The organism is Pseudomonas sp. GW823-FHT04A03 (genome assembly GCF_058796615.1).
In genome coordinates this window covers 1-12,308 of the sequence record NZ_JBXAIV010000001.1, presented here as the reverse complement: position 1 = coordinate 12,308, position 12,308 = coordinate 1, and the positions used below count along the sequence as shown (strand labels likewise).

Below are 12,308 nucleotides of genomic sequence, written 5' to 3'. Positions count from 1 at the left end.
CGGGCCCTTTGCATCATAGGAGTTTTGCACCGACGTTCAAGCACGGCACCGGCAGAGTGAGAACCTCACCCCTTTATTTCACCCTTGCGAATGGCAATTTTGATGGCCTGAGCGGTGGTCGCCACGCCGAGATGCCGACGGGCCGAACGCAGGTGATTTTCCACTGTACGGCCGGACAAGCCGAGCGTGGCGGCAATGTCGGCCTGCCGCCGACCGGCAGCGACCCACGCCAGCACTTCGCGCTCGCGGGTCGAGAGCTTTCCCGCAGTCTCATCCAGCGGCGCTTCGAGCAAGCGTCGTGCAGAGGAAAACGCCACTGTGGCGAGCATGCCCAGTGCCAGACGAATCCGAGCCGACGAATCGATCTGCTCGCCCCCAAGACTCATGGCGCCTTCAAGCCCCTGCGGACCGAAGACCGGAATCTGCAAGCCATGCACGCCCGGGCCACTTGGCACACGAACGACTCGATAGAGTTCGCCGCTCTCCTCCTGCACTTTGCTCCAGAAGAAGGATTCGCGGGTGTCCAGCAGGTGGCGAGTCACGGGGCAGCGCTGAACGTAGGTCTGGGCGTCGACAGTGATGCCGTCGCCGAACCAGTCGCCTTCCACCCAGTAAATGCGCTCGACCACGTCCTCCGACGCCGAGGTCGCGGAGAACAGGACGAATCGATCGTAACCATAGGCCCCCGCGAAACTGCGGACGGCCTTCTGGATCGCCACCAGCGTGGGCGCCGCCTCAATGTCGAGGGCGGCGCGCAAGAGTGCTTCGGCAGGTCCGGGGCTCACCCCGACGTGACCTCTTTCAGGAGCGCGGCCGCCGCCAGTTTGCCTAGCGCGTTGCCCGCCAGCGGACTGTCACCGGTCAGCAGTTTGCGATCCTGAAGCGTCGCCCCGGAAATGCCCTGGTTGGTGATTTCCACACCGAGTGCCTGCAACTGCTCGCCGAACTTCCAGGTCAGGTGGCCGGGCATGTAACCGATGTCAGGGGTTGTCGCGTCCAGGGCATCGGGAAACGCGCAGATCCGGTAACCGTTGAAGATGCATGAATCTTTTGTTTCACCGAGACCGGCCGCCAGCAACGCCGCCGGGCCGTGGCACAGGGTAATGACGAATTTGTCCTTGGCGACGGCCCATTGCAGGACTTTCTTCACATCCTCGCTTTCCGGCAGGCCGATCAGCGCACCGTGGCCGCCGGGGATGAACACGCCGATATAGTCCGAGTCCTCGCCCAGCGCTTCTTCGATCACCTGGGACAGCTTGAGTGGGCGCTTGAACTGATCGCGATATTGCTCGTAGAAGCCCTTCACTTCAGCGTCTTCGGAGGGCATGGCCCAGAACTCGAACTTGACCGGATTGCCCGACAGCGTCGCGACGTCGAAGCCGAAACCCGCCTTGTCCAGGTGATACATCGGCAGCAAGGTTTCAACCGGATGATTGCCCGTGGAGAACATGGTGCCGTTGTCGGTCAACAGATAGCGCTCGTCCGCGCCGATCATCAGGACCTTCCAGCGCCCGCCCTTGTAACAGTTGGGGTACTCGGCATCACTGAGATCGGATTTGGGCGAGGTGAACTGGCTGAGGGAATACGGCGAGGGGAAAAACGCGTTGTCCTCGGCCGGATCGGGGGTCGGGCGCTTGTCGTCAGTCTGCGTGGTAGCCATGGTGCTCTCCATCGAATGGGTCGATTGCCGAGACCCATGCTAGTAACGCGACGGTGTTCCGGCAATGAGGGTTTTCCCTCAACGAGGACATCCCCGGGAACCTGCAAACCCTCAAGAGCGTCGTTAAATGGCAGAATCCCCGCAATTGATCATTTCGGAGACCCACAATGCTTCGCCTGTTTGAACAACGGCTCGACCCCTTCCCGCCCGACGAAGCGCCGCCACCGCCGGTCGGTCTGGCGCGATTCCTGTGGGCCTGCACCCGCGGTGCCCGCGGTTATATCCTCGCGCTGGCGCTGCTCAGTGCCGGTGTGTCGATCTACGAAGCCTGGTTGTTTTCCTTTCTCGGTCAGGTTGTGGACCTGCTTTCGACCTGGCAGGCCGGCGGCGATGTGAACGGCCAGGAGAGCCGCGTGCTGTGGGGCATCGGCATCGTATTGCTGACCAGCGTCGGGCTGGTGGCGCTGCGCACTATGGTTCAGCACCAGGTGTTGGCGATCAATCTGCCGCTGCGCCTGCGCTGGGACTTCCATCGACTGATGCTGCGGCAGAGCCTTTCGTTCTTTTCCGATGAGTTTTCCGGCCGGGTCACGACCAAGGTTATGCAGACGGCGCTGGCCGTGCGCGAGGTGCTGTTCACCGTCATCGAAATCGCACCGGGCATCGGCGTCTACTTCATTGCGATCATCGCCCTGGCCGGCGGTTTCGCCCTGAAACTCATGCTGCCGTTCATTGCCTGGGTCGCGCTGTTCGGGTTGGCGATGCTGTATTTCGTGCCACGCCTGGGCCAGGTCGGACAGGAACAGGCCCATGCACGGTCATCGATGACGGGCCGGGTTTCGGATGCATACACCAACATCACCACGGTGAAACTGTTCTCCCACTCCAAACGTGAAGCGCACTTTGCGCGGGCAGCAATGGAGGACTTCAAGCAGACCGGTTTTCGCCAGATGCGTCTGGTCAGCCAGTTCGAAATCGTCAATCAGGCGCTGGTCGTCGGGTTGATCATGGGCGCCGGCGGCTACGCCTTGTGGCTGTGGCATCAGGGCGAAGTCGGCACCGGGGCGGTGGCGGCAATCACGGCCATGGCGTTGCGCATCAATGGCATGTCGCACTGGATCATGTGGCAGATGACGTCGCTGTTCGAAAACATCGGCACCGTGCAGGACGGCATGGGCACCCTGACCCGTGGCCCCAAGGTGCAGGATGCACCGGACGCCGGCGTATTGGTGCCTTCCGGCGGCGCCGTGGAATTCGACAACGTGAGCTTCAACTACAACGGCGAACGCCAGGTGCTCGACGGCTTGAGCCTGAGCATCCAGCCGGGGGAAAAAATCGGTCTGGTGGGCCGTTCCGGTGCCGGTAAATCCACGCTGATCAACCTGCTGCTGCGCTTCTACGACGTCGATCGCGGCGAGATTCGCATCGACGGACAAAACATCGCGCAGGTGACACAGGACAGTCTGCGCAGCGCGATCGGCATGGTCACTCAGGACACGTCCCTGCTGCACCGGTCGATTCGCGACAACATCGCCTACGGCCGACCGGACGCGACCGACGCGCAGATCCAGCGCGCTGCGGCCAACGCCCAGGCCGACGGTTTCATCAACCAGCTCAGCGATCGTCAAGGCCATACTGGCTACGACACGCTGGTGGGCGAACGCGGCATCAAGCTTTCCGGTGGCCAGCGCCAACGTATCGCCATCGCCCGGGTGATGCTCAAGAACGCTCCGATCCTTCTATTGGACGAAGCTACCAGCGCACTGGATTCCGAGGTCGAAGTCGCCATCCAGGAAAGCCTCGATGAAATGATGCAGGGCAAAACCGTGATCGCCATCGCCCATCGACTGTCGACGATTGCCGCGATGGATCGACTGATTGTCATGGATGAAGGGCGCATCATCGAGCAAGGCACTCACACTGAATTGCTGGCGAAAAACGGCACCTATGCGCGGCTGTGGCAGCATCAGAGTGGCGGGTTTCTGGGTGAGGATCAGGGCGTGGCCGAGGCGATGGATCAGGCGTGAGTCCTTTGATCAGCCCCGCGATAACGATTGCGGGGCTGATTGGCGCTGAGAGGATTAGGCAAGGCTCAAAGACAAACCGAAACATCAACAATCGCGAGCGTCCGCTTCTGGCCGAAAACAGCCCTCCATAAAACCCTCCAATCAGCTCCAAATCCGCCCTCCGCCACTTACCCCTCAGCAACCCGCCCCCCAACCCAGGCACGACTATATCCAAGCACCCTCCCCGCCAACCCCAGCGGGAAATGAATCACCCCATGAGCCGTTTCCGGCAACAGATGTACCTCCACTTCCGCCGCCCGCCCCCAACGCTCAGCCAACTCAAGCGTGTCATCCCTGAGCGGATCCAGTTCCGCAGCAAACATCAACGCTGGCGGAAAACCGGTGAAGTCACCGTACAGCGGAGACAAGGGCGCCTGCCGGCGCTCTTCATCGTTCAATCCCGGAGTGAGCATTTGCAGCGCTTCAACCAGCCCCGGCCCATCCAGCAGCAAGGTATCGGGCCCGGCGGTGCGTACGCTGGGGGTTCCGGTCAGGTCGTAGACGCCGTAATACAGCAGCGCCCCGCTCACCCGTTCGAGCAGGTCCGGCCACTGTTTGAGTTGCAGCAGGGTCGCGGCGGCAAGGTGGCCGCCAGCCGACTCGCCCACGACGATGACGGGCAGGCTCGCAAACTCGCGGCAGTCATCGCTCAGCAGCCAGCGGGCAGCCGTGAGACAGTCCTGCATGACGCCCTCGATCGGAGTCGAGACCACAAGCCGATAGTCGACCGAGATCACTGCTACGTCGCAGGATTTCACCATGGCGATATTGAGGGGGTCGTTCATCTGCGCGTTGCCGATGACCCAGCCGCCGCCATGGAAATCCAGCACCACGCCTTTGGCCTTTGTCTTTGGCCGAATAATCCGCACCGGCACTGACGCGCCGTCGACACCCACCACTTTTCGTTCGGCCTCGAGCCCGTGCTTGAGCAACTTTCTTGCGCCGCCCAATTGGCTTAGGCGCAACAGCAACTGAATCGCCCGTGGCGTAATGCGATTGCGGATGCGAAAGCGCGGCAGCCGGGCAAGCTTGCGGTTGAACGCGCGCAATTGCGCCAACTCGTTATCGTCTGCGGGCCAACGGGTTGATGTCTTCATTTCGTCCTGGCTCATCGGCGGTTGTTGCGCAGGATATCAGCGGTTGCGGTCTGTTCCAGCCTGGATGCCTGGAGCAACGCAAAAAGTTCATCGGCCGTCATCCCGCCCCGGTGATAGGAATAGGCAATGATCAAAGACAAACCGACATAGGTGAGTGTTTCTTCGATGGATACCATGAGCTGAAACCGCATTCACTGGAGCCCGTCATGACCACCACCAAAACCCTTTTCATCACCGGCGTGAGCAGCGGCTTCGGCCACGCGCTGGCCAAGGAAGCGCTGGCTACCGGTCACCGCGTCATCGGCACCGTGCGCAACGAAGCCGACCTGCAAACCTTTCAGGCGCTGTCCATCGACAACGCGTACGGCGTGCTGCTGGACGTCACGGACTTCGAGCGGATCGATAGCGTCGTGGCGTCCGCCGAAGCGACCCACGGCCCGGTCGATGTGCTGGTCAACAACGCCGGCTACGGCCACGAAGGCATTTTCGAAGAATCACCGCTGGAGGACATGCGCCGCCAGTTCGACGTGAATGTGTTCGGCGCGGTCGCCGTGACCAAGGCGTTTGTGCCGTTCTTTCGCCAGCGGCGGGCGGGTCATATTCTCAATATCACGTCGATGGGCGGCACGATCACGATGCCGGGTATCGCGTACTACTGCGGCAGCAAGTTTGCGCTCGAAGGCATCTCCGATACCCTGAGCAAGGAACTGGCGCCGTTCAATATCTTCGTGACCGCCGTCGCACCCGGTTCATTTCGAACCGACTGGGCCGGGCGCTCGATGCAGCGTACGCCCCGCAGCATCGCCGACTATGACGCCAGCTTCGATCCGGTGCGCAAGGCGCGCGAAGACAAGAGCGGCAAGCAGCTCGGCGATCCGCGCAAAGCGGCGCAGGCGATGTTGCAGATCATCGCCTGCCCTGCTCCGCCAGCGCATCTATTGCTGGGCAGCGATGCATTGAGCCTGGTGCGCGACAAGCTGAAACGCGCCGCCAGCGAGATCGACCAATGGGAAGCGCTGACCCGTTCCACCGACCATTGAACGGCCCACAGAGAGAACGCAATGAAACAGGCCGACCCAAGCACTTCGCGCATGGTGCAGCTCATGGAGACGCTGGCACCGGTCGAGGGCTACAACCTCAGCGCGCTGGAGGGCGTGCGCTTCCTGCGCTCGAACCGGCCACTGACCCGCACGCCGGTGCTGTACGACCCCGGCATCGTGATTCTCTGTCAGGGTCGGAAGCGAGGGTATCTGGGCGATGACGTCTACGTCTATGACGCCCAGCATTACCTGGTGGTGTCGGTTCCGATCCCCTTCACCATGGAGACCGATGCCTCTGAAGACGAGCCAATGCTCGCGATCTATATGCAGCTCGATTTCCAGGTGGCCAGCGAGTTGATGCAGCAGGTGGATGAGGTTCACGGCCCGAGTGATGCGCCACCCAAAGGCATGTTCGCCTCACCGATGGACAATCGCCTGCGCGCATCAACGCTGCGTTTTCTCGAAGCCATGAGCAATGCGGGTGAGGCGCAGATATTGGGGCCGTCGCTGTTGCGGGAAATCTATTACCGCATCCTGACCGGCGAACAAGGCGGCTCGATGCGCGCCGCACTCAATCGACAGGGACACTTCGGCAAGGTGACGCGGGCGATCCGCAAGATCCACAGCAGCTATCAGGAACGCCTGGACGTCGAGCAACTGGCCCGCGAAGCGAGCATGAGCGTGCCCAGTTTTCACCTGCACTTTCGCAGCGTGACGGACGCCTCGCCCATGCAATACCTGAAGTCGACGCGCCTGCATCAGGCGCGACTTTTGATGTTGCGCCACGCCATGACTGCGTCAGCGGCGGCGTTCAGTGTCGGCTATGAAAGCGCTTCGCAGTTCAGTCGGGAGTTCAAACGGTTCTTTGGCAGGACACCGCTGGCGGAGATTGAGTGGATGAAGGCAACGTATGCGTTGCCTGCGCCGACTTCGCCCTCGGTTTATGTTTCTTCGCATTAGCCGTTGATCACGCGAGCTCTTGCGAGCACTGACGACGGGCTTGGTGCACCCACCACCTTTGCTTATGGTTCACCGGGCCAGACCTTCATTTTTCCCGCGACATGCCGATAGAGGACAATCATCTCCCGCCAAGGATTGCCTCATGAGTGAATATCTGTATCGATTCAGACCCGTCAAGAGACTACTCGAGTCCGAAATTGAACACCTGACCCTATATTTCGCAGCGCCCGATCAACTGAACGACCCTCTTGAAGGAAGGAAAAACATCTTCTGGCAGGGGGATGAGATCGTATGGAAAAACCTTTTCAAACACTACATCAGATGCCTGGCGCTTAAACTACGCGACATCACTACCGAGTCGTATTCGCCGACCATTCCCACGACACTCGACTGGGGTCGGCTGCCTGACGACATGAAAGTGATAGAGCAACGTGCACTGGCCATGTTTTTCGATGACGAAATCACCTCGAAATTCATAAAGCTCCTGTCTTCCTCAAACAGGAAAATTTATGAAGACGAGTTACTGACCTATCTTTATGCCTGCCACCAGTTTGCACTTCACTGTTGCTGCAAAGCCTATGTCGACGCAGGTGTCCTGGTGCTTGATCTGAGCGCTGGCGAATCGTTTCAAAGCGAAAGAAAGATCAGACTGAATCAATTGATCGATGGCTTGAACATCCTTTCCTCGGCGTCCGAAGAAGTAGCTGAATCTATCAGGGGAAGCTATGACGACATGAGATTCGCAGCCGACCAGATCAATCTTTTCAGCTTCATGAACAAGGAGGCGCTGGACAACAACATTCAGAAAACCCTTCACTTCCTGCAGGTCCACTTCACTCGCACCTATGTCAAGGCCCTCGAACAACTGATGTATCCGGACTGGTACGTCGCCTGCTTCATGTCCGAGTGCGAAGACTCTTCTATTTGGGGAACGTATGGTGCAGACCACAAAAGTGTCTGCCTTAAATTCAAGCCGGGAAAAACCGCAGAGAACTTCACAATGGAGTTGAAGCCACCGCAAGGTTACCCGGAACCCGCTCAGGATTGGGTTTTCAAACTTCAGCCGGTGTCCTATGAACCCGAATTTGCCGAATACAATTTCTTCGAATGCATTGCAAACATTCCTCAACGGATGTCACTGAATGACTGGTACACGGATAACGGAAAGACCAGCCCCATCCAGAACTGGATGATTCCGGAAAAATTTTCCATTCAAAAATACAATTCAGCCTTCAATGTCTCAGTCACAGAAAAGCTCAACGCCTGGAAACATGAAAACGAACATCGGGCTGTTCTGACGCCCTTCGCCAACATTTCCGACCCAAAACACAGAGTTTTTCATTACAGCTTCGACGCACTCGACGGCATCATTTTTGGAATAAAAACCAGCGAAGAAGACAAGAAATCCTTGATTCAGAAGTTTTCTCCACACATCGCCCGTTCGCAAAGAACAGACTTCAACTTCTACCAAGCCTATTTCGACAGAGAGACAAAGACCATCCGGCACAAGAGAATGGAGCTTCTTTCTACGCTGCTGAATTCAAGCCCTGCCGACTTCATCGACAAGTCTCCCGAAAGCGAAAAATAGTTTGCACCCAAGCAAATCCTGAAATCCCGATATCACACTGAGGTCCGGGATGCTTGGCCTGCGCAGGGTTGGCGTCGAGCCGGATCAATCTCAACGACACCAGGCCTGTTCGGCCACCGCGATCTGATTTCGTCCCAGGGCCTTGGCTCGATACAAGGCCCTGTCGGCATTGTTCATCAGGCTGTGCAGGTCCGAGTCTTCGTTCTGCATCGAAGCAACGCCGAGGCTGGCGGTGATGCGATGAACCGGGCCCGTCATGCTCCTGGGCATGGTTACGATCAGGTTTTCCAGCAGCTCCACCGCCACCTCGATCGAGGTGTCCGGAAGCAGGATCGCGAACTCTTCGCCACCCAACCGACCATGCACATCAGTGTCCCGAAAGTACGTACAGATGATGCTTCCCATCTGCTGCAGAACACGATCCCCGACCTGGTGGCCGTAGGTGTCATTGATGTGTTTGAAATGATCCATGTCCAGCATGACGGCACACAGGCTCGACTGACGCCGCCGGCATTCATCGAACAGTTGCTGCGCCCGCTCGAAAAATGCCCGCCGGTTGTTCAGGCCGGTCAACTCATCGGTCCGCGCGGCAAGCCTTGAGATATTGTGTGCCTGCTCCATTTCCCGGGTCAGGCGAAAGGCGGCCTCCAGCGCTTCGGACATCTTGCGCGTAGCACGGGCGACGAACGAGGCGAAGACAAGGACCGCCAGCGCCATTCCAACCTGAAGCGTGGTCGGTTGAAACAGCAGCCAGAACGTACACGGCAGCAATACCAGCGCCATGGAGACCAGCGTCATGTATCGATAGGCTGAATAACAGGACACTGCGCTGACCGACATCCCGACCGTGAAGAGCATGACCAATGCCTGCGCTAACTGGTCGTCGGCCGGCATGATGATCAACGCACCCGCGCCCCAGATGCCGGCAGACAGCACCAGGGTCGCCCAGTATTTGCGCTCCCAGCGCTTGGGGGTCCGCACGCTCTCATCGCTGCGGAACCAGGCGACAAACATCGAAACGCGCAACAACGTAGACGCCGTCAGCAGGCCGAGCCACCAGAAAATACAGGCCTGCTCAAAACGATCCCAACACAGCCCGCAGAGCATGAGCGCGGCCAGGTAGCTGCCGACAACGGCTGAAACGGATTGGCGAAACAACTGATGCAATCGATCAGTGTTGACCTGCTCGTCGATCGAAGCGCCCTGCTCATGCCGAAGATCTGATAATTCCATTCGATCCATCCAAGCCTGACTGCAACAAAACCCGACAAAAGCCCCCTGGCCAGCACCGCGCCTGGCAGTGCCGTCAAATACAGGCGACAGGATCCCGACCTGCCGCCTGCCCTGTTTCGAATACCCTGCCTAAGCGATTTTCAGCGCCTTGAGAATGACCAGCGCACTCTCGGCAAATGCTTGAGCCTGCGCGGTCAGTTCGACAAGGTTTTCCTCAGCGGTGGTCAAGGCCTTGCCGTCTTTGAGGAGACCTTCGCCCTGGCCGCCGATGATGCTCCATGCCAGTTGCGCCCATTCGGCCGGGTGTGTTTTGCCTTGCTTGATCGATATCAGGAACAACTGCTGGAAGCGACTGACCGTCACGCCACCACCGGTCACCGGACTCGCCAGCACTTGAATCTTGTGGTCATACAGAGAGCGCCTGCACAACTGCAGATTGAGCGTGTTGCAGCGGGCCTGCACCAGTTTTTCGGCCGCTTCGCTCTGACAGGGCGCCACGACCCCCATGCCGATCAAAACATTGAGAGCCTGCTCCACGTCGCCATACGTTAACGGGGACACTAGATCCAGCAGATGTCGCAACGTCTTTGGCACATGGGCGGCATCCGACAGTGCGGCGAGTACCGGGCCATAGATCTCTGCCTGCAGCGTGGCTGCACCCGCTGGACCGATGACGTTGACCGGGACGCTTTCAGCCGCCTGCAACAGGACGAAACGCGTGCTGAGCATGCGCTCGCGGTGCTCGGTGGCGGACAGTCTGTTGGCGCCGCGGACATAAAGATCCCGGCGGAAACTCTGGTTCACGAAGTAGTCACGCGCCTGCTCGCGCATGACGGGGTGCTCGATACCTTCCAGAAAGTCTATGCCTTCGGCGCTCAGGTTGAGCGGGTCGACTGAGTCCAGCGGTACGGCTGTCGTGGCGTAATCGAGCTTGGCGGGTGCCAGGGCATCAACCACGTCGGTGAAATACATGCAGTTCCAGTCGCGGTTGAAATACTCATGAGCGACGTACTGGCGATCCTGGCCTTTGATGCTCTGAAGCTTGGCGTCCAGACCCGATGCGGAGTTGGCATATTTAGGATTTGCCGCCAGCAACGCCTCCGAAAATTGCAGCGCAGCGTCGATACGCTGATCAGGACGAGCAGAGGCCTGACTGGCGAAACGGTCGTGCAGGCTGAACAGTTGGCGCAGGGGTGCTTGAGGCGACCAGCCCGGGAAGCAGTTGTAGCTGACGTAGAGCAGACCACCAGGCTTGAGATGACGACGGACGAATTCCACGATCAGCTTATGGTTGTCGCGGCTGACCCAGGTCCAGATACCATGCAGGCTGATGCTGTCGAACTGGGGCAAGTCATGGCGGGCCAGCAACTGCTCGAAGCTGTCGTCATACAGTCGCGCATCGCTGCCCCAGTCTCTGGCCAGAGCGATGGCATGAGACGCCTGGCCCGGGTGAAAGTCGGTGCCGACATAAGGACCCGGATTGCCTGCGGCATGGATGTTGATCGAGACGCCCTGACCGAAGCCCAGCTCGCAGTGGTAAGCGTCAGTGCTTTCCAGCGTGGCGAAACCGCGCAGCAACAGACAATAACGCTGGAAAACCGGATTGATTTCCCGGCTATACCCGTAGGTGTAGCCTTCGTCCGTGAAATATCCCTCGTTCCAGGCATTGCTCATGCGTGCACCCTTTTCTTATATCGGAAGTGAAAGTCGCTCTTATACGGGGTAGTCGTGGCGTATCACAAGAGGAAAAACGTCAGACAAACGCCTCCTCGATAAACGCCTCCAGCGTTTTTTCTTCGAGGATTTCGATCGAGAAGTGACCGAAGCGTTTGGGCAACCAGATGATGCGTGCCCCAGCCGGCGACTGCAGGTGTTCGCGGGCCAGCGGTTTACCGTTTTCATCTTCTGGCTGCACGCCTTCGGCGACCAGTTCGTCGTAAGCTTTTTCGATGTCGGGAGTCGAATAGCAGTGACGGTAGATCATGCCCTCGCCTGCGCTATCCAGGAGCTCCCGCAGATTCCCGGCCAATGGCTGAACCAGCATGAAACGCTCCTGCCCGATCAACGCAATCGCATAATGCACATGCAGGCCACCCCGCTCCCACACCAGAGTTCTGGAGATTCTTCCCTTCAATATCTGCGCGTAGTACGCACAGGCTTCTTCGAGGTTATTGACGAGTACATCGACGTGACTGAACTTGAGTTGCATTGTCTTCCTCCTGCCGAATGGACGCTCATGGTAACCATCAACGTATTCTCTGACGCGAGCAAAAACTTTCCTGCGGGCAAAACAAAACCCCAACTGCTTTCGCAATTGGGGTTTCGGAATTTAATCTTGACGATGACCTACTCTCACATGGGGAAACCCCACACTACCATCGGCGATGCATCGTTTCACTTCTGAGTTCGGGATGGGATCAGGTGGTTCCAACGCTCTATGGTCGTCAAGAAATTCGGGTACTGAGTCGTGGCCAGACGGCCTCGCTTCAGCAAATTGGGTATGTGACAGCTTTCGGTGTTTTGTGAGCGTCGAACTTTCGGTTCATTTTCGTCTTCACACACCGCAATCTGGTCTCTCTCGAGTTCGCAAATTGCTTGGGTGTTATATGGTCAAGCCTCACGGGCAATTAGTATTGGTTAGCTCAACGCCTCACAGCGCTTACA

Annotated in this window: 11 protein-coding genes and 1 rRNA gene; 4 read left to right on the top strand and 8 right to left on the bottom strand. The window is 58.6% G+C overall.

The window, feature by feature from the left end:
• Positions 1 to 65: 65 nt before the first annotated feature.
• Together AC1Q9F_RS00060 and hchA are read right to left on the bottom strand one after the other, a co-directional pair.
• Positions 66 to 785: a PA1136 family autoinducer-binding transcriptional regulator gene (locus AC1Q9F_RS00060; RefSeq protein ID WP_492619420.1), complete on the bottom strand. Its 720-nt coding sequence runs from the start codon at positions 783 to 785 to the stop codon at positions 66 to 68.
• Entirely contained in the window at positions 782 to 1,660 is an 879-nt protein-coding gene (gene hchA, locus AC1Q9F_RS00055; RefSeq protein ID WP_492619421.1) for a glyoxalase III HchA, read from the bottom strand. The genes AC1Q9F_RS00060 and hchA overlap by 4 nt, the downstream gene beginning before the upstream one ends.
• Positions 1,661 to 1,827: 167 nt before the next feature.
• On the opposite strand from hchA, the gene AC1Q9F_RS00050 reads away from it, so the two are divergent.
• A complete protein-coding gene (locus AC1Q9F_RS00050; RefSeq protein WP_492619422.1) occupies positions 1,828 to 3,687 on the top strand; it encodes an ABC transporter ATP-binding protein in 1,860 nt (619 codons plus the stop codon).
• Between the two features lie 167 nt (positions 3,688 to 3,854).
• On the opposite strand, the gene AC1Q9F_RS00045 is transcribed toward AC1Q9F_RS00050, so the two are convergent.
• Positions 3,855 to 4,838: an alpha/beta hydrolase gene (locus AC1Q9F_RS00045; protein ID WP_492619423.1), complete on the bottom strand. Its 984-nt coding sequence runs from the start codon at positions 4,836 to 4,838 to the stop codon at positions 3,855 to 3,857.
• On the bottom strand, positions 4,835 to 4,999 hold the full coding sequence (locus tag AC1Q9F_RS00040; protein ID WP_273903676.1) for a hypothetical protein: 165 nt from the start codon (positions 4,997 to 4,999) through the stop codon (positions 4,835 to 4,837). The genes AC1Q9F_RS00045 and AC1Q9F_RS00040 overlap by 4 nt, the downstream gene beginning before the upstream one ends.
• A 30-nt stretch (positions 5,000 to 5,029) precedes the next feature.
• Between AC1Q9F_RS00040 and AC1Q9F_RS00035 the strand changes: the two genes are divergently transcribed.
• The 3 genes from AC1Q9F_RS00035 to AC1Q9F_RS00025 all read left to right on the top strand — a co-directional run bounded on the left by AC1Q9F_RS00035 (position 5,030) and on the right by AC1Q9F_RS00025 (position 8,411).
• Positions 5,030 to 5,863 (top strand): oxidoreductase, encoded by an 834-nt coding sequence (locus AC1Q9F_RS00035; RefSeq protein WP_492619424.1) that lies wholly within the window; start codon positions 5,030 to 5,032, stop codon positions 5,861 to 5,863.
• A gap of 21 nt (positions 5,864 to 5,884) precedes the next feature.
• Positions 5,885 to 6,823: an AraC family transcriptional regulator gene (locus AC1Q9F_RS00030; RefSeq protein ID WP_207985840.1), complete on the top strand. Its 939-nt coding sequence runs from the start codon at positions 5,885 to 5,887 to the stop codon at positions 6,821 to 6,823.
• 142 nt (positions 6,824 to 6,965) lie between these two features.
• Positions 6,966 to 8,411 (top strand): DUF2971 domain-containing protein, encoded by a 1,446-nt coding sequence (locus tag AC1Q9F_RS00025; RefSeq protein WP_492619425.1) that lies wholly within the window; start codon positions 6,966 to 6,968, stop codon positions 8,409 to 8,411.
• A gap of 90 nt (positions 8,412 to 8,501) precedes the next feature.
• On the opposite strand, the gene AC1Q9F_RS00020 is transcribed toward AC1Q9F_RS00025, so the two are convergent.
• The 4 genes from AC1Q9F_RS00020 to rrf all read right to left on the bottom strand — a co-directional run bounded on the left by AC1Q9F_RS00020 (position 8,502) and on the right by rrf (position 12,093).
• Positions 8,502 to 9,644, bottom strand: a complete 1,143-nt coding sequence (locus AC1Q9F_RS00020) for a GGDEF domain-containing protein (RefSeq protein WP_492619426.1) — start codon at positions 9,642 to 9,644, stop codon at positions 8,502 to 8,504.
• Positions 9,645 to 9,773: 129 nt separating this feature from the next.
• Positions 9,774 to 11,318 (bottom strand): methyltransferase regulatory domain-containing protein, encoded by a 1,545-nt coding sequence (locus tag AC1Q9F_RS00015; RefSeq protein WP_492619427.1) that lies wholly within the window; start codon positions 11,316 to 11,318, stop codon positions 9,774 to 9,776.
• Positions 11,319 to 11,397: 79 nt separating this feature from the next.
• Entirely contained in the window at positions 11,398 to 11,853 is a 456-nt protein-coding gene (locus tag AC1Q9F_RS00010; RefSeq protein WP_492619428.1) for a VOC family protein, read from the bottom strand.
• A gap of 124 nt (positions 11,854 to 11,977) precedes the next feature.
• A 5S ribosomal RNA gene (gene rrf, locus AC1Q9F_RS00005) occupies positions 11,978 to 12,093 on the bottom strand.
• Positions 12,094 to 12,308: the final 215 nt, after the last annotated feature.

Coding starts and splice junctions, on each gene's coding strand:
- hchA (WP_492619421.1), bottom strand. CDS start 1,660: ATGGCTACCACGCAGACTGACGACAAGCGCCCGACCCCCGATCCGGCC.
- AC1Q9F_RS00050 (WP_492619422.1), top strand. CDS start 1,828: ATGCTTCGCCTGTTTGAACAACGGCTCGACCCCTTCCCGCCCGACGAA.
- AC1Q9F_RS00045 (WP_492619423.1), bottom strand. CDS start 4,838: ATGAGCCAGGACGAAATGAAGACATCAACCCGTTGGCCCGCAGACGAT.
- AC1Q9F_RS00040 (WP_273903676.1), bottom strand. CDS start 4,999: ATGGTATCCATCGAAGAAACACTCACCTATGTCGGTTTGTCTTTGATC.
- AC1Q9F_RS00035 (WP_492619424.1), top strand. CDS start 5,030: ATGACCACCACCAAAACCCTTTTCATCACCGGCGTGAGCAGCGGCTTC.
- AC1Q9F_RS00030 (WP_207985840.1), top strand. CDS start 5,885: ATGAAACAGGCCGACCCAAGCACTTCGCGCATGGTGCAGCTCATGGAG.
- AC1Q9F_RS00025 (WP_492619425.1), top strand. CDS start 6,966: ATGAGTGAATATCTGTATCGATTCAGACCCGTCAAGAGACTACTCGAG.
- AC1Q9F_RS00020 (WP_492619426.1), bottom strand. CDS start 9,644: ATGGAATTATCAGATCTTCGGCATGAGCAGGGCGCTTCGATCGACGAG.
- AC1Q9F_RS00015 (WP_492619427.1), bottom strand. CDS start 11,318: ATGAGCAATGCCTGGAACGAGGGATATTTCACGGACGAAGGCTACACC.
- AC1Q9F_RS00010 (WP_492619428.1), bottom strand. CDS start 11,853: ATGCAACTCAAGTTCAGTCACGTCGATGTACTCGTCAATAACCTCGAA.